Genomic DNA, 24,952 nt, shown 5'->3' with positions numbered 1-24,952 from the left:
ACCACCCTCAAGTCACTCCACCCCGGCCCAGGCGAAGAACTCCTCGGCCGTCACCACGGGCTTGCCGTAGTCCTTGGCCTTGCGCGCCTTGCCGGACTGCGTCCCCACCTCGGCCACCACCAGGACGTCGCAGCGCGTCTTGGTGACCGAGTCCACCGGCGCCAGCCCCCGGGCCCCCGCGAGGTCCTTCATCTCCTCACGTTCGTACGCGCGCCCGCCGGGTGAGAGCGCCGTCCCCGTGAAACAGACCCTCGCCCCCGGTACGAACACCGCCTCCGCCTCCGGCGCGGCCGCCTCGAGCGCTGCCACGACGTCGTCGACGAAGCTCGCACCGACCCACTCCTCCACCCACCGCAGCCGCTGCAGGAGAGTCGGCGACAGACGCGAGGCTCGTGTGACGATGCTGGACAACCGTCGGGTCAACGCTGCCGCCACGACACCGGACGGAGGAGCCGAACCCGCCGACGTGGCTTCCCCGAGCAACAGGCCGCTGACGACGTCGCTGGCCCGCACCAACGCGGCGATCGTCGGCAGGCGTTCGGCCTGCGGGACCGCAAGGTCGTGGTCCCGGCCGAGCAGACAGCCCGGCTCGCCGAAGCCGTCCACCTGCTCGAAGCCGGTGCCGGAGCCGAGGTCGTCGCGCAGCCGCGCGTGAGCGGACAGCTGTGTGCGGGCCCGCTGGAGCGCACTGCCCGAGGCCAACCCCGAACGCTCCTGCGACGTGAGCCGGCGATCCGGCACGTCGACGCCGTACGGCATCGGACAGACGTGGCCGAGCCGCTTGAGCTCGAAGTCGATCAGGCCGAGCACGTCGTCGACGCCCACGCCCACCGGCGTGCACCCCTGCAGCAGCGGCGCGAGCACCGCCCAGGCCTGCGGCAGTGTCGGCGCGAGCAGGACGTCGTCGGCGCCGATGCCGTAGGCCGTGCGCGCATCGGCGAGGTCGCGCTCGGGATTGACGAGGGTCGAGACCGCCGAGCCGTCCTCGAAGACCGCCGCGATCTCCACCGGCCGGGGCCGCGAGAACGTTCCCTCGTCGCCGACCAGGCAGACCCCCAGTGCACAGTGTCGTTCCGGCGTAGTCCGTGCTGTGGCCGAGTGGAGGAAGCGCAGGATGCGCCGGTCGGTGCGCAGGTGCCGCGGCTCCACCGGCCGCTTGAGCACCAGCCCCTCCATCGACGTCGCCCGGCTCAGTGCGACGTAGACCTGACCCGTCGCGAACACCCCGCCGGTCAGGTCCACCACCAGCCGGTCCAGCGTCTGGCCCTGGCTCTTGTGGATGGTGATCGCCCACGCCAGCTTGAACGGCAGCTGCCGGTAGGTGCCCACCACCTCCCGGCGCAGCGTGCCACCGTCCACCACCGGCCGGGTGACCTCCCACGTGTGAGGACCCACCTCGACGACCCTGCCGCCGGCCAGCTCCACACCCACCAGCGGGTCGCCGTCGACGACATCGATCTCCACGATGCGGCCGAGGGTGCCGTTGACCCACCGGTCCGACGGGTCGTTGGTGAGCATCATGATCTGCGCCCCGGGCTTGAAGCGCAGCACGGCGTCGGTGGGCGGCTCGAACGACGAGAGGTCCCCGGACTGCGTCGCGGCGTGCTCCACCGAGTCACCGGGCAGCCGTTCGAGACGTTGGGTGTTGCGGCTGGAGACGATGCGGTTCGACGGGGCGAGCGTGAGCCACAGCTCGTCGTCGGGCGGCTCGAAGTCCGGGTCGATGCGTGTGTTGAGATCGGCCAGGGCATGCTCCAGGAGCACTCCCTCCCGCACGGCGTTGAGCAGCGAGGTGAGGCGGTCGTCGCCCAGCTGCCTGAAGACCGCGGTGAGGGCGACGGTCGCGAACCGGGCGTCGGCAAAGCTGTGCGCAGAGAAGAAGTACGGCGTCTCGTAGCGCGAGGTGAAGTGCCCGCTCGCGCCGTCCTCCACCACCGGTGGCAGCTGCAACAGATCACCGACCAGGACCACCTGCACGCCACCGAACGGCTCCCCCGACCGTGGTCCGTAGCGACGCAGCGCCGCCTCCATCATGTCGAGCAGGTCCGCTCGGACCATGGAGGCTTCGTCGACGATGAGCGTCTGCAGGGACTTCAGGGTCTTGGTGAAACGCCCGGGCCGGTAGTCGCCGTGGCGGACGTCGTCGAGGTCGGTGGTGGAGCGGAATCCGAAGAGCCGGTGGATCGTGTACCCGTCGACGTTCAGCGCCGCGATGCCGGTGGGCGCGGCCACCACGACCCGACGTTCGGTGGAGGCCATGAAGTGCCGCACGAGCGTCGACTTGCCGGTGCCCGCCTTGCCCGTGAGGAACAGGTGACCACCGTCGTCGAGGATGCCGAGGGCACGCTCGAACTCCTCGGTGATCCTGATCGATGACATCTGTGCTCCGGGGCAGGGGACGGGCGGAGGCTCGATCACATCATGGACCGCTGACGGGGCCACGACGGCGCTGCCCGACGCCGGATCTACACGAGTACCGGGTCCCTGTGTCCACGGCCTCAGTACCGACCGCGAGATGTCCACAGGACACCAGGATGTTCGCCCCTGCCCAGGCTCACAGTGCCTAGCATTCCTGCTGTCCGTCCGAAGCGCTGGTGTCCGTCCGGAGCTTCAGGCACACTCAAGGAGTGAACCCCGTGGACCTGCAGAGCTGGGCCGCCTTCGCGACCATCCTCGCCGCACTGCTGGCGAACTTCGCCATGACCTCACGCAGGTTCACCAGGCTCGACCACAAGATCGACGGCGTGCACGGCCGGCTGGACCGCAATATCGATGGCGTTGACGCCAAGCTCAGCCGAAAGATCGATGGGCTCGACACCAGGCTCAGCCGCAAGATCGATGGCGTTGATGCCAAGCTCAGCCGCAAGATCGATGGCGTTGACGCCAAGCTCAGCCACCAGATCGGCGCGGTCGACACCAAGCTCAGCCACCAGATCAACGGGGTACGTGACGAGCTCCGGGCCGAGATGCGTGACGGCTTCGCCAAGGCCGAGGCCCGCCTCATCACCCTCGAACAACGCACCTACGACCTCTCACTCCGCCTGCCACCGGCCACCCAGCCCCACACCGGCTGACGCAAGGCACACCCCGGTACGCATGCCGGTGGCACCCGCCCGCCGAGCGCTGGAGATCGACGTCAGCTGGTGACCTCGGTCGGTGGGTCCAGCGCTCAGATCACGCCGAAGGCGAGCATCGCATCGGCCACGTGCGTGAACCCGGCGATGTTGGCACCCGCGACGTAGTCGTCGGGCATCCCGTACTCATCGGCCGTCTCCAGGCAACGGTCATGGATCCCCCGCATGATCTCACCGAGCCGGTTCTCGGTGTACTCGAAGGACCACGAGTCGCGTGAGGCGTTCTGCTGCATCTCCAGCGCACTCGTGGCCACGCCACCGGCGTTGGCCGCCTTGCCGGGACCGAACCGCACCCCGGCCTCACGCAGCACGGCGAGCGCCGCCGGCGTCGTCGGCATGTTGGCGCCCTCGGCCACCACCAGACAGCCGTTGTGGACCAGCGCGCTCGCGGCCCTCTCGTCCAGCTCGTTCTGCGTGGCACACGGCAGCGCGACGTCGCACGGCACGTCCCAGATGGAGCCGTCGCTCACCAGATGGGCGCCCTGCCCCCGACGCTCGACGTAGTCGGCCATGCGGCCTCGCTCAACCTCCTTGACCTGTCTCAACAGCCCGAGGTCGATGCCCTCCTCGTCGACGACGTACCCGGAGGAGTCCGAGCAGGCCACGACGGTGCCACCGAGCTGGTGCACCTTCTCGATCGCATGGACCGCGACGTTGCCCGCACCCGAGACCACGACGCGACGCCCGTCGAAGGACTGGCCGGAGGCCTTGAGCATCTCCTCGACGAAGAACACCGTGCCGAACCCGGTGGCCTCGGTCCGCACCTGCGAACCGCCCCAGGCCATCCCCTTGCCCGTGAACACGCCGGACTCGTAACGGTTGGTGATCCGCTTGTACTGCCCGAACAGGTAGCCGACCTCGCGACCACCCACACCGATGTCACCGGCCGGGACGTCGGTGTACTCACCGATGTGGCGGTACAGCTCGGTCATGTACGACTGGCAGAAACGCATGACCTCGCCCTCCGAGCATCCCTTGGGGTCGAAGTCGCTGCCGCCCTTGCCACCACCGATCGGCAGCCCCGTCAGCGCGTTCTTGAAGATCTGCTCGAAGCCGAGGAACTTCACGATGCCCAGGTAGACACTGGGGTGGAAACGCAGCCCGCCCTTGTAGGGGCCGAGCGCGGAGTTGAACTCCACCCGGAAGCCGCGGTTGATGCGGACGGTGTTGGAGTCGTCCACCCACGGCACCCGGAAGATGATCTGGCGCTCCGGCTCGCACAGCCGCTGGATCACCGAGGCGTACTCGGGATGCTTTCCGGCCACCGGCGTGAGGCTGTCCAGGACCTCTCGGACGGCTTGATGGAACTCGTCCTCGCCGGGGTTGCGCGCGACGACCTCGTCGAACAGGCTCTGCAACGTGGGATCGACCATGATCCCCATCATCCCCGTGGACAGCTGGTGAGCACCGGGTGGGGGCCCGGCCACATCAGCGGCCGGAGCGCCGCCAGAGCATCAGGTGGGTCTGGGCGGCGAGCACCGGCAGGTTCTGCACCGTGCCCAGCGCCTGGTGGGCGGTGGCCAGCTCGGCCTGCAGCTCGGCCACCTTCTCCTGCAGCGCGGCCACCTGGTTCTCCAGCTCGATCACGCGCTTGACGCCCTCCAGCCCCAAGCCCTCGGCGGTCAGGCGAGCCACCGTCCGCAGCAGCTCGATGTCGCGCAGCGAGTAGCGTCGCCCACCCCCACCGGTGCGTCCAGCCTCCACGATGCCGAGCCGGTCGTAGGTGCGCAGCGTCTGCGGGTGCAGTCCCGACAGCTCGGCCGCCACACTGATCACGAACACCTTGGCCTCAGGTCCCGGCGGTGTGAAGTCCATGGACATCTCAGCCCACCTGCTCGGTCAGACTGGCTCGCGGATCGGTGCTGCCCCGGGCCTCACGCAACGCCTCGACGGCTGTCCGCTCCTGCGGCGACAGCTCGGTCGGCACCTGGACGTCGACAGTGACCAGGAGGTCGCCGCGACCCCCCGACGCGGTGACGCCGCCCTTGCCCTTGGCGCGGAAGGTACGCCCGTTCGGCGTCCCGGCCGGGATCTTCAACCGGACCGACGGACCGTCCAGCGTCGGCACCTGGATCTGGGCGCCGAGCGCCGCCTCGTCGAAGGCCACCGGCACCGTGATCGTGAGGTTCCGGCCCTTGCGGCCGAACAGGCTGTGCGACTCCACGTGCACCACGAGGTAGAGGTCGCCGTCCGGTCCGCCGCGCTCGCCACGGCCACCCTTGCCCTTGAGCCGGATGCGCTGTCCGTCCTTGACGCCGGCCGGCACCCGCACCTGCATCGTGCGGCTCGCCGGAGAGCGTCCCGATCCCCGGCACGTCTCGCACGGGTGCTCCACCACCATGCCGCGGCCGCGGCACTGCGAGCACGGCTCCGTCATGGCGAACACGCCACCGGAGGTGCCCGTCTGCATGCCACTGCCCTGGCACTTGCTGCACACCTTGGGCACGGTGCCGGGCTTGGCGCCGGTGCCGTGGCAGGTGCCGCACGCCTCGTCGCTGGTCATCCGCAGTGGCAACGTGGCCCCGTCGACCGCCTGCTGGAAGGTGATCGTGGCCTCGGTCTCGATGTCGTCACCGCGGCGCCCGGGAGCACTGCGGCCACGACCCCGGCCGCCACCGAAGATGCCGCCCAGCAGGTCACCGAGGTCGAACTCGGTGCCGTCGCCCGCCCACGGCCCGGGACCCCCGCCTGGGGGCCGGCCCCTGAACTGACCGAACAGCGTGCGCTGCTCGTCGTACTCCTTGCGCTTCTCGGCGTTGGAGAGCACGGCGTACGCCTCCGAGACCTCCTTGAAGCGGTCCTCGGCGGCCTTGTTACCGGGGTTGGAGTCGGGGTGGTTGTCGCGCGCGAGCGTCCGGTAGGCCTTCTTGATGTCGGCCTGCGAGGCGTCCTTGGACACGCCCAGGGTCGCGTAGAAGTCCTTGCTGGACCAGTCACTGGCGCTCATTGCTCACCCCTTTCGGTTCGGGTTGTCCGTGGTTGGGTTCTCTTCTGCGGTGGGACGTGGACGTTCCGTCACTCCTCCTCGTCGGATGCCTCCTCGGCCTGCTCCGGTTCGGTGCTGGCCGGGGCCAGCACCCCCACCTGGGCGTCGCGCAGGATCTCCTCGCCCACGCGGTAGCCGGTGCGTACGACGGTGGCCACCGTGGTGCTGGTGACCTCTGCCGACTCGCCAGCCTGGAACAGGGCCTCGTGCAGACGCGGGTCGAACTCCTCACCCTCGACGCCAAAGGATTCCAGACCCTGCGCGGCCACCACCTGACGCAGCTGGTCGGCCACCGCCTTGAAGCCGCCCTCCAGCTCGCCGTGCTGCTCGGCACGACCGATGTCGTCCAGGACCGTGAGCAGCGACCTCAGCACCGCGGAGGCGCCCTGCGTACGGGCTTGGGCACGATCGCGCTCCACCCGCTTGCGGTAGTTCTGGTACTCCGCATGGACCCGCTGCAGGTCCGCCGTGCGCTCGGCGAGCTCGTCCTGAGTAGCCGCGAGCTGCTCCTCAACCGAACCGGAACCCGGCGGCGTACCGAAGGGCTCGTGCTCCAGCGACGGCTCGCCGTCGTCCTGTCCGGCGTCGACACCCTCGACAGTCGGCTCGCTGACCGGCTGGTCGGCCGGGGGGCCGGCGGCCTCGGCGGAGTCGTCCGCCTCAGCCGCCGGCTTGCCCTGAGTAGCCTCCTGGCTCGGGTCCACGTGGTCGTCCGCTGGGGTGTCGGACTTCTCGGGGCCTGCCGTCACTTGGACTCCTCGTCGGCGGACTCATCGACTCCTCGTCGACGATCTCGGCGTCCACGACGTCGTCGTCGCCGGAGGTGGTGTCCTCGCCACCGGCAGCGTCACCGGCGGCCTCCTGCTCGGCGGCGGCCGCGGCGTACATGGCCTCGCCCATCTTGGAGCTGGACTCACCGAGCTTGGTGACCGCGGCCTGGACGGCCTCGTTGTCCTCGCCCTCGAGCGCCTGCTTGAGAGCGTCGACATCGGCCTGGACCTCGGACTTGACGTCGTCGCCCACCTTGTCGCCGTTCTCGTCGATGAACTTCTCGGTGGAGTGCACCAGAGCCTCGGCCTGGTTGCGGGTCTCGACGCTCTCGCGACGCTTGCGGTCCTCCTCGGCGTACTCCTCGGCGTCCTTGACCATCTTGTCGATCTCCTCCTTGGACAGCGCCGAGCCGCCCGTGATGGTCATCGACTGCTCCTTGCCGGTGCCCCGGTCCTTGGCCGAGACGTTGACGATGCCGTTGGCGTCGATGTCGAAGGTGACCTCGATCTGCGGCACGCCACGGGGCGCCGGTGGCAGGCCGGTGAGCTCGAAGGTGGCCAGCAGCTGGTTGCCGGAGGCCATCTCTCGCTCGCCTTGGTAGACCTGGATCGCCACGGACGGCTGGTTGTCGTCGGCCGTGGTGAACACCTCGCTCCGCTTGGTCGGGATCGTGGTGTTGCGCTCGATGAGCTTGGTCATCACGCCGCCCTTGGTCTCGATGCCCAGGCTCAGCGGGGTGACGTCCAGCAGGAGCACGTCCTTGACCTCGCCCTTGAGGACGCCCGCCTGCAGGGCCGCGCCGATCGCGACGACCTCATCGGGGTTGACGCCCTTGTTGGGCTCCTTGCCGCCGGTGAGCTGCTTGACCAGCTCGGTGACGGCGGGCATGCGGGTGGAACCACCCACGAGCACGACGTGGTCGATGCCGGAGACGTTGATCCCGGCGTCCTTGATCACGTTGTTGAAGGGCGCCTTGGTGCGCTCCAGCAGGTCGGCGGTGATCTTCTCGAACTCGCTGCGGCTCAGCGTCTCATCGAGGAAGACCGGGCTGCCGTCCTGCACCGTGATGTACGGCAGGTTGATCGACGTGCTCGAGGAGCTGGACAGCTCGATCTTGGCCCGCTCGGCGGCCTCCTGGATGCGCGGCATCGCCATCTTGTCCTTGGTGAGGTCGATGCCGGTCTTGGACTTGAACGTCGAGACCAGCCAGTCCACGACGGCGTCGTCCCAGTCGTCACCACCGAGGTGGTTGTCGCCGCTGGTGGCCTTGACCTCGATGACGCCCTCGCCGATCTCCAGCAGGGACACGTCGAACGTGCCGCCGCCGAGGTCGAAGACGAGGATGGTCTGGTCCTCGCCCTTGTCCAGCCCGTAGGCCAGCGCGGCCGCGGTGGGCTCGTTGATGATGCGGCTGACGTTCAGGCCGGCGATCTCACCGGCCTCCTTGGTGGCCTGGCGCTGGTGGTCGTTGAAGTAGGCCGGCACCGTGATGACGGCGTCGGTGACCGACTCGCCCAGGTATGCCTCCGCGTCGCGCTTGAGCTTCTGCAGCACGAAGGCGCTGATCTGCTGGGAGTTGAACGTCTTGTCGTCGACCTCCGTGCTCCAGTCCGTGCCCATGTGGCGCTTGACCGAGCGGATGGTGCGATCGACGTTGGTGACGCCCTGACGCTTGGCGACCTCGCCGGCCAGGACCTCGCCGTCCTTGGCGAAGGCCACCACCGACGGGGTGGTGCGGGCGCCCTCGGCGTTGGCGATGACGGTGGGCTCGCCACCCTCGAGGACGGCGACGACGGAGTTCGTCGTGCCGAGGTCGATTCCGACGGCACGTGCCATGGTGGTTCCTCCTGTGTGTGGGGATGCTGCATGAAAGGTCGAGAAGCCGTTGCCACATCCGGGTCAACTGACTTGAGTCTGACCATATCAACCTTGATCCAGCCCGGTTCATTCCCTTCCACCGACCTCGATGCAGGCCCGGGAACGCAGGCCATACGCTATGGCCATGAGATCTCTGCCCCTGCGCCTCGCCGCCGCCTTGACCGCCGCCACCCTCCTCGCTGCCTGCGGAGGCGGCTCGGACGACTCCGACGCCGACAACGGCACCGACGAGCCGACGACCTCCGTCGAGGCAGCCTCCGGCGAGACGGCCAGCACCGACGACTTCAGCTTCACCGCCCCCGAGGGCTGGAACGACGTCACCGACGACATCCCCGGCTTCGATCCCGAGATCGCCTACGCCGCCCAGTCCTCGGACTCCGACTTCAACGACAACGTCAACGTCGTGCGCGAGCCCAACGCCTTCGACGGCACCGCCGAGGAGTACGCCGACGCCAACGTCGACGCCCTCAGCCAGGGCGGCTACGACGAGCCTCGCAAGATCGGCACCTTCGACGACTGGGTGGTCGTGGCGGCCGGCGCCGACCAGAACGGCGTCACCTACGTCGTCAACCAGTACTACACCGTGGTCGACGACCAGGGCTGGGTCGTCACCTTCTCCTTCGCCGGGGACACCCCCGAGGACGAGCGGTCCGAGCTCGCCGACAGCGTCATGCAGACGTGGGCGTGGGCCTGAGCCGAGCGGCCGTTCAGGCGTCGATCGAGGACATGTCGCCGTACCGCTCGCCGGCGACCTCCGAGCGCGGCACCGCGGCGTCGAGCTCGGCCACCAGCTCGGGTGTGAGCTCGACGTCGAGCGCACCGACGTTCTCCTGGAGGTAGCTCGTCCGCTTGGTCCCGGGGATCGGCGCCACGGCCACCTCATCACCGGAACGGGCGAGCACCCACGCGAGGGCGAGCTGGCCCGGCGTGCAGCCGAGGCGATCGCTGACCTCGCGGACCCGCGCCACGAGCGCCAGGTTGGCATCGAGCGCCTCGCCCTGGAAACGCGGGAAGTAGCCGGAGGAACGGGAGTCGTCCTCCGTCAGGTCCGACGCGCTCGTGATGGCGCCGGTGAGCAGCCCCCGGCCCAGCGGCGAGTACGGCACCAGGCCGATGCCCAGCTCAGCGAGGACCGGCCACACCGCGTCCTCGAGGTCGCGCGTGAACAACGAGTACTCGGTCTGCAGGGCGGTGATCGGGTGGACGCCGTGCGCACGGCGAATGGTCTGGGGCCCGGCCTCCGACAGACCGAGGAACCGGACCTTGCCAGCGTCGACGAGCTCCTTCATGGCACCCACCGTCTCCTCGATCGGGACCGAGAAGTCCACGCGATGCTGGTAGTAGAGGTCGATGACGTCGACGCCGAGACGCTGCAGCGACGCGTCGCACGCGGAACGGACGTACTCCGGACGTCCGTTGACGCCGACCATCGTGCCGTCGGGGAGCCGCTCGTTGCCGAACTTCGTGGCGAGTTGCACCGCGTCGCGTCCCTGGGCGCTGGAGGAGATCGCCGCTCCCACCAGTCGCTCGTTGGTGAAGGGGCCGTACATGTCCGCGGTGTCGAGGAAGGTGACGCCGAGGTCGAGGGCGCGGTGGATGGTCCGGGTGGCCTCTGCCTGGTCGCGCGTGCCGTAGAACTCCGACATGCCCATGCAGCCCAGCCCGAGGGCCGAGACGGTGAGCGGGGCGGCGGTGCCCAACCTGGTGGTGCGGGGTGTGGTGGTGCTGGTGTCGTTGACAGTCATGCTCACGAGCCAACGCCTTTGAGCGCGCTCGAAGTCAAGCCCTGGGTGTCGAGCGTCTGCTCGTAGAGGTCGATCTTGTACTCGATGCTGCCGAGGTGCTGGGTCATCACCGCCAGCTGGGCGAGCACCTCCTCACGATGCGCCCGCAGCAGGGCCAGCCGCTCGGACTCGCTGCCCTCGCCACGGCGCACCAGCTCGGCGTAGCGACGCACACCGCTGATGCCCATGCCGGTGGAGCGCAAGCACGCGATCATCTCGATCCAGCGCACGTCGTCGGCTCCGTAGCGACGCCGACCGGATGCATCGCGGGTGACCGGCTCCAGCAACAGCCCGTCCCGCTCGTAGTACCGCAGGGTGTGCACCGTCAGCCCAGTCCGTTCAGCGACCTCGGCGATCGTCAGCTCCATCGGCCCATCATCGCCCTTCGAGCGCACTCGAGGTCAAGACGAGGCCCGTGACCGTGTCCTGGGTCAGGGGCGCTTGGCGCTGCGGTCCCTGGCCGAGGAGTAGAGCCACGACTCGGCCCCGTCAGGCGTGCCGACGGCCGGACCGATGAGGATGACCGCTGCCTGGCGCAGACCGGCCTGCTCCACCGTCTCGGCGATGTCGGCGAGGGTGCCGCGCAGCACCACCTCTCGTTCCTGTGTCGCGTTGGCGACGACCGCCACGGGAACGTCCCCGCCCAGCCGCTCGGCCAGCTCAGCGGCCAGCTCGCGGGTGCGGGTGATGGCCAGGTGCAGGACGATCGTGGCGCCCGTGGCCGCGAAGGCATCCAGCGACTCGGCGTCCGGCATCGCCGTGGAACGGGCCTGCGTGCGGGTCAGCACCACCGACTGCACCACCTCCGGCACGGTCAGCTCCACCCCGAGACGAGCGGCCGCCGCGGCGTAGGCGGGAACCCCCGGCGTGACCTGCCACGGCACCTCGGCCGCATCGAGGCGGCGTGTCTGCTCGTGCAGGGCCGAGTACAGGGACGGGTCGCCCGAGCAGAGCCGCACCACCTGCAGTCCGTCGCCGTGGGCCTGCACGAGCACCTCGGTGATCTGGTCCAGGTCCAGGCCCTGGGTGTCCACCAGCCGCGCGTCGGCCCGGCAGTGCTCCAGGACCGCATCGACATACGTGCCGGCGTAGACGCAGACGTCGGCACGCTCCAGCAGCCGCACCGCCCGAACAGTCAGCAGGTCTGCGGCACCGGGACCGGCGCCGACGACGTGAACGGTCACCGGGCGTCCTCGACCTGGTCCGACGGCTCGGCCGCCGGATCCTCGGCAGGGACGGCATCGTCCTCGGGCTTGACGGCAGCCCACTGCGTGACGGCACGGGCCGGGCTCCAGCCCGTGAACCGGCCGATCGGCCCAGCGTGCTCGACGTGCAGACGGGTGAGCTCACCCCCGTGACGCTGGTACCACTCGGTGAGGATCTGCTCGGTCTCCAGGGTGACGCCGTGCACCACGATCCGGCCACCGGGACGCAGGGCGCTCCAGCAGGTGGGGAGCAGACCCGGGTCCGTGGCGCCGCCGCCCACGAACACCGCATCAGGGGCCTGCAGGCCCTCCAGCACGGCGGGCGCCTCTCCGGTCACGACCTGCACGTCCGGAGCCCCGAGCGCCACCGCGTTGCGCTCGATGCGCTCGGCCCGATCCGCACGAACCTCCACCGCGAGCGCGCGGGCCTCGGCATGCTCGCGGGACCACTCGATGCCGACCGATCCCGCGCCCGCGCCGACGTCCCACAGCAGACCCGGCCCCGGGGCGAGCCGGGCCAGAGCGCTGGCGCGCACGTCACGCTTGGTGATCTGGCCATCGTGCTCGAACGCGTCGTCGGGCAGACCGGGCACGAGCGGCAGCACACGGCCACCGGAGCTGCGCACCTGCACCGTCACGAGGTTGAGTCGAGGCACCTCCTGCCCACCCCAGGACGCAGCCAGGCCGCGGTGGACGGCCTCGTCGGGTCCGCCGAGGTCGGAGTGGACGGCCAGCGAGCTGGCTCCGTAGCCGGCGCCCGCCAGGGCCTCGGCCAGGGCCGCAGGGGTGGTCTCGTCCGCGGAGAGCACCACGGCGCGTATGCCCTCACGCAGGTGCCGCAGGAGGTCCTGGTGGTGCCGCAGCACCAGGACGTCGTCGGCGGCCCAGCGCATCCTCGCCAGGGCCAAGGAGACCGAGGAGACCCCGGGCAGGATCGTCACCGCGTCGGGGCCGAGCAGGTCCACGAGCGTCGCCCCGACGCCCGCCAGCAGCGGGTCACCGGAGGCCAGTGCGACGACGTCGCCCTCCAAGGACTCCACGAGGGAGGGGAGCTGATCCCGCAGCGGACTGGGCCACTGCACCCGCTCGGCCGCGACGCTCTCCGGCAGCAGCGCCAGGTGACGCGCCCCACCGAGCACGACGTCGGCACCCTCCACGACATCACGCCGCTGCTGGTCGAGCCCGCCCCATCCGTCCGCACCGATGCCCACGACCGTGATGATGTTCGCCATGAGCCGGGACACTAACGCAAGGTCAGCGTGCTCCGGTGCGACCGTCCACGTCGACCCTCGCGAGTCACTCCGTCACACCCGGGGAGTCACTGCGGGACCCCCGAGGAGTCACCGCGGGACCCCCGAGGAGTCACCGCGGGACGCCCAACCCGTCACTGAGTGACTCGCGGCCGTTCTTGAGTGACTCGCGGCCCGTCACTAAGTGACTCGCGGCCCGTCACTAAGTGACTCGCGGCCCGTTACTAAGTGACTCGCGAGCCGGATGAGGACTCGTTGACCGGAGCGCACGGGGTCAGCGGTAGCCTGAGGACGTCCAACAGCTCGAGGTGCCCGACCGTCCGTGACGGCCGGGAGAATCGGGAAGCCGGTGAGAGTCCGGCACAGGGTCCGCTGCGGTGACCCGCTCCACGCTCCACCGGGCGCAGGGCGGGAAGTCCGAAGACCGGCCTCGGGCTGACCGCATGGCAGATCGAGCGGGAGCCCTCATGCCACAGCACTACCCCTTCAGCGCCGTCGTCGGAGCCGACCCGGACGACCTCGACGACATGGCGCTCGCCCTCGTCCTCACCACCATCTCCCCCGCCGTCGGCGGCGTCCTCGTGCGGGGGGAGAAGGGCACCGCCAAGTCCACGATGGTGCGCGCCCTCGCGTCAGTGCTGCCGCCCATCGACGTCATCGCCGGCGACCGGTTCTCCACCGACCCCGCCGAGCGCAACCCGCTCTCACCCGACGGGCCGTTCGGCCCCGACCCCAAGGTCGAGACCCGGCCGGTCCGCCTCGTCGAGCTCCCCGTCGGCGCCACCGAGGACCGTGTCCTGGGGTCGCTGCACCTGGAGAAGGCGCTCAGCGAGGGCCTCACCACCTACGAGCCCGGGCTGCTGGCCAAGGCCCACCGCGGGATCCTCTACGTCGACGAGGTCAACCTGCTGCACGACCACCTCGTGGACCTCCTGCTCGACGCCGCCGCCATGGGGCGCTCGACCGTCGAGCGCGACGGCGTCTCGGTCGAGCACGCCGCGCACTTCGTGCTCGTGGGCACGATGAACCCCGAGGAGGGCGAGCTGCGTCCACAGCTGCTGGACCGCTTCGGTCTCACCGTCGAGGTGGCCGCGCCGCGTGACCCGGCCACCCGCGTGGAGGTGGTGCGGCGCCGCATCGCCTACGAGACGGACCCGGACGGCTTCGCCACTCGCTTCGCCGACTCCGAGGCGGACCTCACCGCCCGCATCCGCTCCGCCCAGAGCCTGGTGGACAAGGTGGAACCCAGCGACTGGGCACTGCTCAAGATCGCCCAGGTGTGCGCCGCCTTCGACGTCGACGGGATGCGCGCCGACATCGTCACCGCCCGCGCCGCGGCCGCCCACGCAGCATGGAACGGCCGGCTGGAGGTGCTCCGCGAGGACATCCGTGCCGCAGCGCTGCTGTCCCTGCCGCACCGGCGACGCCGCAACCCCTTTGACGCTCCCGGCATCGACGAGGACCTGCTCGATGAGATCCTCGGCGACGACGAACCCCCGCCACCTGGTCCCGACGAGGACCCGGACAGCAGTCCCGATCCCGCAGAGCCTGACGACTCGACAGAGACGCCAGATGAGTCGGAGTCATCGGAGTCAGAAGCGCAGGCACCTCCCACGAGCTCAGCGAGCGAGGAACAGGCTCAGCAGGAAGCGGAACCGAAGGACGAGAGCGAACCTCCGCGCCACCCCACCGAGGCCGAGCCCGAGGAGGACGCCGCGCCCGGTGGGCAGCAGCCCACGAGCGTCGTGAACGCCCAACAGCCCTACCGCCCCAAGCTGTTCACGGTGCACGGGACCGGCGCCGGGGAGTCCGGACGCCGCTCACGCGCCCTGACGTCGACCGGGCGGCGCATCGGCGCCGGGCGGGCCGGCCAGGGCGGTGGCGGCATCCACCTCACCGAGACCATCCGTGCCGCCGCACCGCACCAAGCCGTGCGGCGGCAGGCGGAAGATGGCACCGACCCGAGCGACGGCCGTCGCATCCAGTTCCGCGCCGACGACCTGCGCATCGCGGTGCGGGAGGGCCACGAGTCCAACCTCGTGCTGTTCTGCGTCGACGCGTCGGGGTCGATGGCCGCCCGCAAACGCATGGAACAGGTCAAGACGGCCATCCTGTCGCTGCTGCTCGACGCCTACCAGCGACGCGACAAGGTGGGGCTGGTGACGTTCCGCGCCGACGGCGCCGAGCTCGCCCTGCCGCCGACGTCGTCGGTGGACATCGCCGCTCGGCGGATGGAGGACCTGCCGGCCGGCGGCCGCACCCCACTGGCCGAGGGGCTCCTGCAGGCCCACGAGACGCTGCGGCGGGAGCTGGTGCGCGACCCACGCCGTCGCCCGCTGCTCGTGGTGGTCACCGACGGCCGGGCCACGCAGGGCGTCGACCCACTGCGCCGGGCCCACCAGGTGGCCGAGCACCTGGCGGACACGGGAGTCGCGAGCGTCGTGGTGGACTGCGAGACCGGCCGGTTCCGGCTCGGACTCGGTGTGCGCCTGGCCGAACACCTGCGCGCCCAGCACGTGCCCCTCGGCGAGGTGAGCGCCGAGGCACTCACCGGCGTCATCCGGGGCGATTGCGGGCCAGACGCGGAAAGGAGCACCGCCTGATGCCACAGGGGCAGCCGACGGTCGTCCCGGACGACGGCCTCACCACCAGACAACGACGCAACCGGCCGCTGCTGGCGGTCAACACCGGCGACGGCAAGGGCAAGTCCACCGCCGCGTTCGGTCTGGCCCTGCGCGGCTGGAACCAAGGCTGGAGCATCGGCGTCTTCCAGTTCGTCAAGTCCGCCAAGTGGCGCATCGGCGAGCAGACCGTGCTGGAACGCCTCGGCGAGCTGCACGAGCAGACCGGGGAGGGCGGACCGGTGCAGTGGCACAAGATGGGCGCCGGCTGGTCCTGGTCGCGCAAGCAGGGCACCGAGACCGACCACGCCGAGGAGGCCGCCGACGGCTGGGCGGAGGTCAAGCGTCGTCTCGCCGAGGAGCAGCACGACCTCTACGTGCTCGATGAGTTCACCTACCTGATGGAACGCGGCTGGGTCGAGACCGACGACGTCATCGCGACCCTCACCGGACGACCCGGTCGCCAGCACGTCGTGGTCACCGGTCGCCGCGCCGCACCCGAGCTCATCGAGATCGCCGACCTGGTCACCGAGATGCAGCACGTCAAGCACCCGTTCGACCGCGGCCAGAAGGGTCAACGGGGGATCGAGTGGTAGCCGGTACCGTCCACCGCCCACCACACGGCACCCCGGCCGGGGGCCTGCCGCGTCTGGTGATCGCCGCACCCGCGTCCGGGCACGGAAAGACCACCGTCGCCACCGGCCTCATGGCCGCACTGGCACGGGCCGGTCACGTGGTCTCCGGGCACAAGGTCGGCCCCGACTACATCGATCCCGGCTACCACGCCCTGGCCACGGGACGCCCGGGCCGCAACCTCGACCCGCACCTGCTGGGCGAGGAACGTCTCGCCCCGATGCTGGCGCACGGCGCGGGCGCGGGCAGGGATGTCGGGCCCTCGGCGGCGACGAACACCGGCGGGGGTGCCGGGCCCTGGGCGACGTCGAACGCAGACCTCGCGATCATCGAGGGCGTCATGGGCCTGCACGACGGGCAGATCGGCGGCGACGGGTTCGCGTCGACGGCTCACGTCGCCCAGGTCACCGCGAGTCCCGTGGTGCTCGTCGTCGACGTCTCGCACGCCTCCCGATCGATCGCCGCCGTCGTGCACGGGATGGTCACCTTCGACTCCTCGGTCCGGGTGGTGGGTGTCATCCTCAACAAGGTCGGCTCGCAGCGCCACGCCGACGAGGTGTGCCGCGCCATGGAGCAGACCGGCGTCCCGATCCTGGGTGTGCTGTTCCGTGACGACGCCGTCGTGGCGCCGTCGCGGCACCTCGGCCTCGTGCCGGCCGACGAGCGGGAGGACGCCGCCCAGTCGCTGGACAGGCTCGCCCACAGCATCGCCCGCACCGTCGACCTCGAGCGGATCGTCGCCCTCGCCCGTACGGCACCGGCTCTCGACGCCGAGCCCTGGCAGCCACCGAGCCCGGACTCGTCCGCCCCGCATGGCGACAGGCCGCTGGTGGCGGTGGCCGGCGGCCGCGCCTTCACGTTCCGCTACACCGAGACCACCGAGATGCTCACCGCGCTCGGCTGCGACGTCGCCGTCTTCGACCCCCTGCAGGACGAGGCCCTGCCCGAGGGCACCCGCGCGCTGTACCTCGGCGGCGGGTTCCCGGAGGTGCATGCCGCGGGGCTCTTGGCCAACGAGCCGCTGCGGGCGAGCCTCGCGACGGCCGTCTCGGCCGGGCTCCCGACGTACGCGGAGTGCGCCGGCCTGCTGTACCTGTGCCGCAGCGTCGACGGCGCACCCATGGTGGGGGCACTCGAGGCCACGGCCACCATGACGCCGCGCCTGACGCTGGCCTACCGGTCGTGGGTGGCTCCCCAGGACACGCTGGTCGCGGCCGCCGGCACCCGCGTCACGGGGCACGAGTTCCACCGCACCGTAGTCGATCCGGCAGCGGGTGCGGAGCCGGCGTGGACCGGGCCGCAGGGCCCTGCGGGGTTCGCCGGCGGGTCGCTGCACGCCTCCTACCTGCACACCCACTGGGCCGGCCATCCGCAGATGGCGCGACGCTTCGCCGCCGCCGCTCGAGCCTTCCCGGGGCTGCCCGAGGGGCCCCGGCGTCGACGTGGTCTCGCTCCCCCAAGCACTCCGCAGAGCTCCGTGCTGGGAGGTACCCCCACACCGCACTGGACCACCGAGAACCCTGCGCAATCCATGGCTTCCGTTACCCCTACTCGGTGGTTGAGTAGCCGGAGCGAGCTGGGGGTACCTCCCGCGAGCGCTGCGAGTGGGGGCGGAACGAGCGGCGCTCCGGCGTATCGAAACCACGCCGCCCCAGCAAGCTCACCCGACCTCACGTGGCATGGCGACCGCGAGGTCACCGACGGGCTCGTCGACGTCGCGGTCAACACCTTCGACGGCCCCCGCCCGGGCTGGCTCGAGGACGCGTTGAGGGACGCCGACCCCACGCACTACCCAGACCCGAGCGCGGCCGAGTCGGCCCTCGCCCGCCGACACGGCCGCCGGGTGGAGGAGGTGCTGGCCACCGCCGGTGCCGCCGAGGCGTTCACCCTCATCGCCGGTCTACGGCCGTGGCGCTGCCCCGTCGTCGTGCACCCCCAGTTCACCGAGCCCGACGTCGCCCTGCAGCGCGCCGGTCACGACGTCCACCACGTCCTGTGCGACCCCGGCGCCCACTTCGCCCTGGAGTCGGACAGGGTTCCCGAGGAGGCCGACCTCGTCGTGGTGGGCAACCCGACCAACCCCACCGGCGTCCTGCACCCGGCCGAGTCCGTCCGGGCCCTGCGTCGGCCCGGCCGGATCGTCGTGGTGGACGAGGCGTTCATGGACGGCCTGGCGGGGGAGCCCGAGTCGCTCGCCGAGGTCAGCCAACCCGGGCTCGTCGTCGTCCGCAGCCTCACCAAGCTCTGGTCCGTGCCCGGCGTACGCGCCGGCTACGTGCTCGCCGACCCCGACGTCGTGGCCGCGCTGCGTGCCCGGCAGACACCGTGGTCGGTGGGGGCCCAGGCCATCGCCGCCATGCTCGCCTGCTCCTCCGAGCAGGCCCGCGCCGAGACCGCCACGCGAGCCACCACCCTCGTGCGGAACCGCGCCGTCCTGACCGACGGCCTCACCGAGCTGGGCGTGCCGCACGTGCCGGGGCCCGCCCCGTTCGTCCTCGCGCGCCTCGGGCCCGGAGCGCACGAGCGCCTGCGCGAGGCCGGGTTCGCGGTGCGCCGGGCCGACACCTTCCCCGGGCTCGACGAGTCCTGGGTACGCATCTCGGTGCGCCGTCCCGACGTGACGCGCAGGCTGCTGGCCGCGCTGCACACCTCGAGCCTGGGGATCGGGCTGAGCTGACATGAGCACCCCCACGAGAGCCTTCGAGGTGACCGGACGGCGAGCGCTGGTCATCGGCGGTGACGCCTCGGCGGCCGCCGAGGCCGGCGCACTGCTGGACGCCGGCGCACAGGTCACCGTCGTGGCCCGGCAGACGTGCGCCGCCATCGACGACCTCGCCGCACGATCCTTGGTGACGCTGCTGCGGCGCGACCCCGACGACAGCGATCCCACGTCCCACGACCTCGTCGTCCGTCCTCGCCCTCACGACGACGCACCGCTACGCACCGGACCGGGGCTGGTCACCCTCGTCGGCGGCGGTCCTGGCGACCCGGGGCTGGTCACCGTCTCCGGCCGGGAGGCCCTGGAGTCCGCCGACGTCGTGGTGGCCGACCGGCTCGCCCCCCTGGCCTCGCTGCGCTGGGCGCCACCGCACGCCGAGATCATCGACGTCGGCAAGATCCCCGGCGGCCGCAGCACCGACCAGGCCGAGATCAACCGTCTGCTCGTGGAGGGCGCCAAGGCCGGCCGGCACGTGGTCCGCTTCAAGGGCGGCGACCCCTTCGTCTTCGGCCGCGGCGGCGAGGAGGCGATCGCCTGCGCCCAGGCCGGCGTCGAGGTGCGCGTCGTGCCGGGCGTCTCGTCCTCGATCGCCGCCCCTGCCTCGGCCGGGGTGCCGGTCACGCATCGAGGTCTCACCCAGGGGTTCACCGTCGTCTCCGGTCACCTGCCCCCGGGTGACCCCGGCTCCACGATCGACTACGCGGCCCTCGCCGGGCTGGGCACCACCATCGTCGTCCTCATGGGGGTACGAACGCTCTCGGCCATCTGCGCGGCGCTCACCGAGCACGGGCTCGACCCCGGGACACCCGCCATGGTGATCGCCGACGCCACGTTGCCCAGCCAGGTGCGGGTGCGTGGCACCGTCTCCACGATCAGCGCGCTCAGCGAGGGATCCGGCGTCGGGCCGCCGGCCGTCGCGATCATCGGCTCCGTGGCAGACATCGGCGAGCTGCCGTGATCCTGCTGATGCGGCACGGCGAGTCCACATGGAACGCCGCCGGCCGGATGCAGGGACAAGATCCTCGGCCGCCGCTCACCGAACGCGGCCGGCACCAGGTGGCTGCCACCGCGACGCTGCTCGCCGGGGGTCTGCTCGAGGCACACCCCGAGGTCCGGGTGAGCGCGATCGTCACCTCTCCCGCACGGCGAGCACGGCAGAGCGCCGACATCGTCGCCGACCGCCTCGGTCTGCAGGTCCGCGAGGAGCCGCTGCTCCTCGAGCGCGGCCTCGACGAGCCATGGGAGTCCGTCGAGCAGCGGATCCGCGCCGTGGTGACCGCCGACCTCTCACCGGGGACCCTGCTGATGACTCACGGCGACGTCGTCGCGTACGCGGCGCACCTGCTGGCCGAGGTGTCGGTGCCGGTGCCGGCCAACGCCTCCGTCATCGGTCTCACCCCTCGCCCGACGCCGGCCTCATGGCAGCTGGATGCCCTATGCTGACGACCGTCCGCGCTGGAGGAAGCCGGTGGAACTCCGGCACAGTCGCGCTACTGTGACACCCGCTCATCGGGTGAAGTCAGACCCTCACGCGGACAGCCCATCCGTCACCGGGACGCAGGAATCCCTCAGGAGGCCCACGTGAGTCAGCTCGATCCCACCGCCACGCCGGACCGGCCGGCCGTCACCGCTCCCGATGCGTCGGTCCGCGCAGAGGCGACGGAGCGGGTCGCGGCCCTCGCCACGCCGGCCGGTGCGCTCGGACGGCTCGGCGAGCTCGGCATCTGGCTCGCCGGCGTCCAGGGACAGGTGCCACCCACCGGACCGTCGGCCGTGCGCGCCGTGGTCCTCGCCGGTGACCACGGCATCGCCGCGCACGGCGTCTCGGCCTACCCGTCCGCGGTGACCCCCGCCATGGTGCGCACGTTCGCCGCGGGCACGGCCGGGGTCTGCGTCCTGGCGCGGCAGCACGACGTGCACCTGCGGGTCCTCGACCTCGGGGTCGACGACGACCTCGAGGGGATCGACCCGGCCGTCACGGCGTACAAGATCCGCCGCGGCAGTGGCGCGATCCACCTCGAGGACGCCCTCACGCACGAAGAGACCGAGAAGGCGCTCGCGGTCGGCGCGACGGTGGCCGAGGAGGAGATCGCGGCCGGAGCAGACCTGCTGGTCGGCGGCGACATGGGCATCGGCAACACGACGCCCAGTGCCGCCCTCGTGGCCGCGGCGCTCGGGCTGCCGGCGGCCGAGGTCACCGGCCGCGGGACCGGCCTCGACGAGGCGGGGCTCGAGCACAAGACCGCACTCATCGACGCCGCACTGACCCGCGCCGGTGACCGCGCCGACGACCCGGTCGAGCGGCTCACGGCCCTGGGCAGCGCCGACCTCGCCGCGACCGTCGGGTTCCTCGTGCAGGCCGCGCGCTCGGGCGTCCCGGTCGCCCTGGACGGGCTCATCTCGGTGGCGTGCGCCCTCACGGCCGAGGAGCTCGCCCCCGGCGCGAGTGCCTGGTTCGTGGCGGGGCACCGTTCCACCGAGCCCGCACAGTCGCTCGCGCTCGACAAGCTCGGCCTGGAACCGGTCATCGACGTCGGGATGCGGCTCGGCGAGGGCAGCGGTGCCGTCGCCGCCGTGCCGCTGCTGCGCTCCGCCGCGCTGCTGCTGACCGAGACGGCGCTGCTGCGCGACGTCCTGTGACCCTCGTGCGATGAGGAGAGGACGGGCCTGGGGCCTGGCGCTCGGTGTCGCCCTCGACGTCGCACTGGGAGACCCGCGACGTGGGCATCCGGTGGCGGGGTTCGGGCGGGTCGCCACCGCGCTGCAGGAGCGGACGTACACCGACCGTCGCCTGCCCGGCGTCGTCCACGTGGGTGTGCTCGTCGGGGGCACGTGGGCGCTGGGCACGGTGGCCGAGCGGGGCGCCAGACGTCTGGGGCCCGCGGCCGAGACGGCTACGACAGCGCTGGCCACGTGGGCGGTGCTGGGCGGCCGCTCGCTGGAACGCGAGGCCCACGCCGTGCGCGACCTGCTCGAGGCCGACGACCTGTCCGCGGCCCGGCAGCGGGTCACCCACCTCGTCGGGCGGGACCCGGCCCACCTGGCGGAGGCCGACGTCGCGCGGGCGACGGTCGAGTCCGTCGCGGAGAACACGTCCGACGCGGTGGTGGCACCGCTGGTCGCCGGCGGCGTCGCCGGGGTCCCAGGCCTGCTGGCCTACCGTGCCGCCAACACGCTGGACGCCATGATCGGGCACCGCACACCCCGGCTGCGGAGCTTCGGGTGGGCGGCTGCGCGCCTGGACGACGTCCTCAACCTGGTGCCGTCACGGGTGGCTGCGGCGTCGGTCGTCCTCGCGGCACCGTGCGTCGGCGGGTCGTCGCAGGGTGCCGCCCGGGCCTGGCGTCGCGATGCCGCCCACCACCCGAGCCCCAACGCGGGCCCGGTGGAGGCGGCGTTCGCGGGTGCACTGGACGTCCGGCTGGGGGGCGTCAACGTCTATGAGGGGCAGACCGAGGACCGGCACACCCTGGGCGACGGACCGGCCCCGACCACGGCCGACATCACCCGGGCCACGCGCCTGGCCCGTGCCGTGGACCTCATCGCCCTCGGACTGGCCGTCCTTGTCTCCCGGATGTGGGAGCGCAGGCACCCAACCAGAGGCTGATGGGGGGCTGGGGCTCACACATCGGGGCGCATGGCCCACTGAGCAGCCCGGCCGACGTCGTCGGTCGTGGGCACTCCCGGAGGCGGGCAGGGCCGCCGGACCACCACCACGGGCAGGCCCAGACCGGCCGCGACGTCGAGCTTGGCCACGGTGTGGGTGCCTCCGGAGTCCTTGGTGACCACGACGTCGACGCCGTGGGAGGTCATCAGCTCACGTTCGGATTCGACGTCGTAGGGGCCGCGGCTCCTCACCACCGTCCAGGTGTCCGGCAGCGCGACGCCGGGGTCATCGACCACCCGCACCACGGCAACGCGCTCGGCCAGCGGCCCGGTGAAGCGGCCCAGGGACTGCCGGCCGACGGTGAGGAACGGAGCCGCGCCGAGCCCGGCCGCCGTCCGGGCGGCCTCGTCGTGATCACTGACCCAGTGCCACGTCCCGGAGGCCGGATGGCCCGCCCAGCCGGGACGCTCCAGCCGCAGCAGAGGGACGTCCTCGGCCGCGCACGCCTCGGCCGCATGGCCCGTGACGGTGGCCGCGAACGGGTGCGTCGCGTCCACCACGGCCCGGACGCCACGCTCACGAAGATGGGACCGGAGTCCGTCGATGCCCCCGAAGCCGCCGATGCGAACCTCACCGACCGGCAACCGCGGCCGCGCGACCCGCCCGGCCAACGACGAGACGAACCGTGCCCCCGACGCCTCCAGCCGTCGCGCCAGGTCCCGCGCCTCGGCCGTGCCCCCCAGCACGAGGACGGACTCTGCACCTGACACACGCACCGGCTCAGCCTATGGCAGAGCGGTCACCGCGGGTCGGCCCCCGGCGGCAGGAGCGGCAGGGCCCCGGGGCCGTCGTGCGCCAGCGCCAGGAGGGCGTCGACGTCAAGATGCTCCTCTACCAGGTCACCCAGCCGGTCCAGCCGGGCCTCGCGCAGCGCGGCGAAGCGGACCGTCGACGGAGCGAGCGCCACACCGGCAGCATCGGCGACCCGCTGCAGCAGCGCTCGGCGGAACCCGTCGGACTCCAGGCCCCCGTGCCACATCGTGCCGTGCACCAGTCCACGCACCGCACCCCCCAGGAACGGCTCGTCGTCGCCGGCCGTGACTCGGCCGTGGTGGATCTCGTAGCCGCCCACCGGCTGGCCCAGCGCCTCGCCGGTGGGCAGCCGCAGCACCTTGTCGGCGTCGAAGCCGGTGACGACGTCCAGCAGCCCCAGGCCCTCGACGTCGGCAGGCTCGCCACTCTCCACACCGTCGGGGTCGAGGATCCGCCGCCCCAGCATCTGGAAGCCGCCGCAGATCCCGAGGACGGCACGGCCCGCAGCGGCGTGCTCCTGCAGGGCCCGGTCCAGCCCCCGCGCACGCAGCCACGCGAGGTCCTGCACGGTCGCCCGCGTGCCGGGCAGGACCACGAGGTCCGCACCGGCCAGGTCGCGCGGCTCGGTGACGAAGACGACGTCGACGCCCGGCTCGATGCCCAGCGCGTCGACGTCGGTGAAGTTGCTGATGCGTGGCAGCCGCAGCACGGCCACCCGCAGCCCGCCGCCCATGCTGCGCCGGCCCTCGAGGTCGAGCGCATCCTCGGAGTCCAGCCACAGGCTCGGGTCCCACGGCAGCGTGCCGAAGACGCGCCGTCCGGTGAGCTCCTCGAGCCGCCGTAGCCCGGGCTCGAGCAGGCCCGCATCGCCGCGGAACTTGTTGACCACGAACCCCGCGAGGAGCGCCTGGTCAGCAGCATCGAGCAGTGCGACCGTGCCGAACATCGACGCGAACAGGCCGCCACGGTCGATGTCGCCCACCACCACGACCGGCATCGACGCGTGTCGCGCCAGGCCCATGTTGACGTAGTCCGACGAGCGCAGGTTGATCTCGGCCGGGCTGCCGGCCCCCTCGGCGACCACGACGTCGAACCGGCCGGCCAGGTCGTCGAACGCCTCGTGCGCTGCCGCCGCGAGGTGGCCCCGCCCGTCGACGAAGTCACTGGACGACACCCGCCCACCGGGTCGGCCCATCACCACGACGTGGCTGCTGCGATCCCCACCGGGCTTGAGCAGCACGGGGTTCATCGCCACCTCCGGCGTGACCTGCGCCGCCAGGGCCTGCACCCATTGGGCGCGGCCGATCTCGCCGGTGTCTCCGCCGGTACCCACGACCATCGAGTTGTTGGACATGTTCTGCGCCTTGAACGGCGCGACGCTGACGCCACGACGTACCAGGGCACGGCACAGACCCGTCGTGACGACGCTCTTGCCGGCGTCGGAGGTCGTGCCGGCGACGAGCAGCGAGCCGGACATGCTCACACCCTAGGACGAGCGACTCACGGTGGTGATGGCGACGCAGTTGCGACCGCACCTGCCCCGACACGATG

Annotated in this window: 21 protein-coding genes and 2 riboswitches; of the genes, 9 read left to right on the top strand and 12 right to left on the bottom strand. The window is 71.6% G+C overall.

The genetic code is table 11. The features are described from left to right. Window positions 1–12: 12 nt before the first annotated feature. On the bottom strand, window positions 13–2,379 hold the full coding sequence (locus ACEVFP_RS02305) for an AAA family ATPase (RefSeq protein ID WP_375001731.1): 2,367 nt from the start codon (window positions 2,377–2,379) through the stop codon (window positions 13–15). A 257-nt stretch (window positions 2,380–2,636) separates the two neighbouring features. Between ACEVFP_RS02305 and ACEVFP_RS02300 the strand changes: the two genes are divergently transcribed. Beyond that, the gene (locus ACEVFP_RS02300; RefSeq protein WP_375001730.1) at window positions 2,637–3,074 is read left to right on the top strand and encodes a hypothetical protein; all 438 of its coding nucleotides are present in this window, start codon (window positions 2,637–2,639) and stop codon (window positions 3,072–3,074) included. 95 nt (window positions 3,075–3,169) lie between these two features. Here ACEVFP_RS02300 and gdhA read toward each other — a convergent pair whose 3' ends face one another. From gdhA to dnaK, 5 genes are all read right to left on the bottom strand, one after another. Then, window positions 3,170–4,507 (bottom strand): NADP-specific glutamate dehydrogenase, encoded by a 1,338-nt coding sequence (gdhA, locus tag ACEVFP_RS02295; RefSeq protein WP_375001729.1) that lies wholly within the window; start codon window positions 4,505–4,507, stop codon window positions 3,170–3,172. Window positions 4,508–4,562: 55 nt separating this feature from the next. After that, window positions 4,563–4,949, bottom strand: a complete 387-nt coding sequence (locus tag ACEVFP_RS02290; RefSeq protein ID WP_375003749.1) for a heat shock protein transcriptional repressor HspR — start codon at window positions 4,947–4,949, stop codon at window positions 4,563–4,565. Window positions 4,950–4,956: 7 nt separating this feature from the next. Next, window positions 4,957–6,081 carry a molecular chaperone DnaJ gene (gene dnaJ / locus ACEVFP_RS02285; RefSeq protein ID WP_375001728.1) on the bottom strand — a complete coding sequence of 375 codons (1,125 nt, stop codon included), beginning with the start codon at window positions 6,079–6,081 and terminating at the stop codon, window positions 4,957–4,959. Window positions 6,082–6,149: 68 nt separating this feature from the next. Next, complete coding sequence (grpE, locus tag ACEVFP_RS02280; RefSeq protein WP_375001727.1) at window positions 6,150–6,824, bottom strand: nucleotide exchange factor GrpE; 675 nt, start codon at window positions 6,822–6,824, stop codon at window positions 6,150–6,152. Beyond that, entirely contained in the window at window positions 6,781–8,727 is a 1,947-nt protein-coding gene (dnaK, locus tag ACEVFP_RS02275) for a molecular chaperone DnaK (RefSeq protein ID WP_375001726.1), read from the bottom strand. The genes grpE and dnaK overlap by 44 nt, the downstream gene beginning before the upstream one ends. Window positions 8,728–8,893: 166 nt before the next feature. Here dnaK and ACEVFP_RS02270 point away from each other — a divergent pair, with 166 nt between their 5' ends. Beyond that, window positions 8,894–9,463, top strand: coding sequence for a hypothetical protein (locus ACEVFP_RS02270; RefSeq protein ID WP_375001725.1), 570 nt, complete (start codon window positions 8,894–8,896; stop codon window positions 9,461–9,463). Between the two features lie 13 nt (window positions 9,464–9,476). Here the strand turns inward: ACEVFP_RS02270 and ACEVFP_RS02265 are convergent, their stop codons facing one another. The 4 genes from ACEVFP_RS02265 to cbiE form a co-directional block, all read right to left on the bottom strand. Next, a complete protein-coding gene (locus ACEVFP_RS02265; protein WP_375001724.1) occupies window positions 9,477–10,514 on the bottom strand; it encodes an aldo/keto reductase in 1,038 nt (345 codons plus the stop codon). A gap of 2 nt (window positions 10,515–10,516) precedes the next feature. Then, window positions 10,517–10,921: a MerR family transcriptional regulator gene (locus tag ACEVFP_RS02260; RefSeq protein ID WP_375001723.1), complete on the bottom strand. Its 405-nt coding sequence runs from the start codon at window positions 10,919–10,921 to the stop codon at window positions 10,517–10,519. 63 nt (window positions 10,922–10,984) lie between these two features. Next, window positions 10,985–11,737 (bottom strand): cobalt-precorrin-4/precorrin-4 C(11)-methyltransferase, encoded by a 753-nt coding sequence (locus ACEVFP_RS02255; RefSeq protein ID WP_375001722.1) that lies wholly within the window; start codon window positions 11,735–11,737, stop codon window positions 10,985–10,987. Next, window positions 11,734–12,990: a precorrin-6y C5,15-methyltransferase (decarboxylating) subunit CbiE gene (gene cbiE / locus ACEVFP_RS02250; protein WP_375001721.1), complete on the bottom strand. Its 1,257-nt coding sequence runs from the start codon at window positions 12,988–12,990 to the stop codon at window positions 11,734–11,736. The genes ACEVFP_RS02255 and cbiE overlap by 4 nt, the downstream gene beginning before the upstream one ends. A 307-nt stretch (window positions 12,991–13,297) precedes the next feature. After that, a riboswitch (cobalamin riboswitch) is annotated at window positions 13,298–13,456 on the top strand. A 19-nt stretch (window positions 13,457–13,475) separates the two neighbouring features. On the opposite strand from cbiE, the gene ACEVFP_RS02245 reads away from it, so the two are divergent. The 7 genes from ACEVFP_RS02245 (at window position 13,476) to ACEVFP_RS02215 (ending at window position 22,588) form a co-directional block, all read left to right on the top strand. Next, window positions 13,476–15,611, top strand: a complete 2,136-nt coding sequence (locus ACEVFP_RS02245; protein ID WP_375001720.1) for a VWA domain-containing protein — start codon at window positions 13,476–13,478, stop codon at window positions 15,609–15,611. Then, a complete protein-coding gene (gene cobO, locus ACEVFP_RS02240; RefSeq protein WP_375001719.1) occupies window positions 15,611–16,225 on the top strand; it encodes a cob(I)yrinic acid a,c-diamide adenosyltransferase in 615 nt (204 codons plus the stop codon). The genes ACEVFP_RS02245 and cobO overlap by 1 nt, the downstream gene beginning before the upstream one ends. After that, window positions 16,219–18,939 (top strand): cobyrinate a,c-diamide synthase, encoded by a 2,721-nt coding sequence (locus tag ACEVFP_RS02235; protein WP_375001718.1) that lies wholly within the window; start codon window positions 16,219–16,221, stop codon window positions 18,937–18,939. Before cobO ends, ACEVFP_RS02235 begins: the two co-directional genes overlap by 7 nt. A gap of 1 nt (window position 18,940) precedes the next feature. After that, complete coding sequence (gene cobA, locus ACEVFP_RS02230; protein ID WP_375001717.1) at window positions 18,941–19,939, top strand: uroporphyrinogen-III C-methyltransferase; 999 nt, start codon at window positions 18,941–18,943, stop codon at window positions 19,937–19,939. Then, complete coding sequence (locus ACEVFP_RS02225) at window positions 19,936–20,424, top strand: histidine phosphatase family protein (protein WP_375001716.1); 489 nt, start codon at window positions 19,936–19,938, stop codon at window positions 20,422–20,424. The genes cobA and ACEVFP_RS02225 overlap by 4 nt, the downstream gene beginning before the upstream one ends. 17 nt (window positions 20,425–20,441) lie before the next feature. Continuing rightward, window positions 20,442–20,506, top strand: a riboswitch (cobalamin riboswitch). Between the two features lie 56 nt (window positions 20,507–20,562). Continuing rightward, window positions 20,563–21,621, top strand: coding sequence for a nicotinate-nucleotide--dimethylbenzimidazole phosphoribosyltransferase (gene cobT, locus ACEVFP_RS02220; RefSeq protein WP_375001715.1), 1,059 nt, complete (start codon window positions 20,563–20,565; stop codon window positions 21,619–21,621). A gap of 10 nt (window positions 21,622–21,631) precedes the next feature. Beyond that, window positions 21,632–22,588: a cobalamin biosynthesis protein gene (locus tag ACEVFP_RS02215; RefSeq protein WP_375001714.1), complete on the top strand. Its 957-nt coding sequence runs from the start codon at window positions 21,632–21,634 to the stop codon at window positions 22,586–22,588. A gap of 14 nt (window positions 22,589–22,602) precedes the next feature. Here ACEVFP_RS02215 and ACEVFP_RS02210 read toward each other — a convergent pair whose 3' ends face one another. Together ACEVFP_RS02210 and ACEVFP_RS02205 are read right to left on the bottom strand one after the other, a co-directional pair. Continuing rightward, window positions 22,603–23,364 carry a cobalt-precorrin-6A reductase gene (locus ACEVFP_RS02210; RefSeq protein ID WP_375001713.1) on the bottom strand — a complete coding sequence of 254 codons (762 nt, stop codon included), beginning with the start codon at window positions 23,362–23,364 and terminating at the stop codon, window positions 22,603–22,605. Window positions 23,365–23,387: 23 nt separating this feature from the next. Further along, window positions 23,388–24,878 (bottom strand): cobyric acid synthase, encoded by a 1,491-nt coding sequence (locus tag ACEVFP_RS02205; RefSeq protein ID WP_375001712.1) that lies wholly within the window; start codon window positions 24,876–24,878, stop codon window positions 23,388–23,390. Window positions 24,879–24,952 lie beyond the last annotated feature (74 nt).

This window comes from Aeromicrobium sp. CTD01-1L150 (assembly GCF_041951745.1).
Lineage (GTDB): Bacteria > Actinomycetota > Actinomycetes > Propionibacteriales > Nocardioidaceae > Aeromicrobium.
The sequence above is the reverse complement of the archived record's forward strand: the minus strand, read 5'-3'. Positions and strand labels throughout refer to the sequence as shown.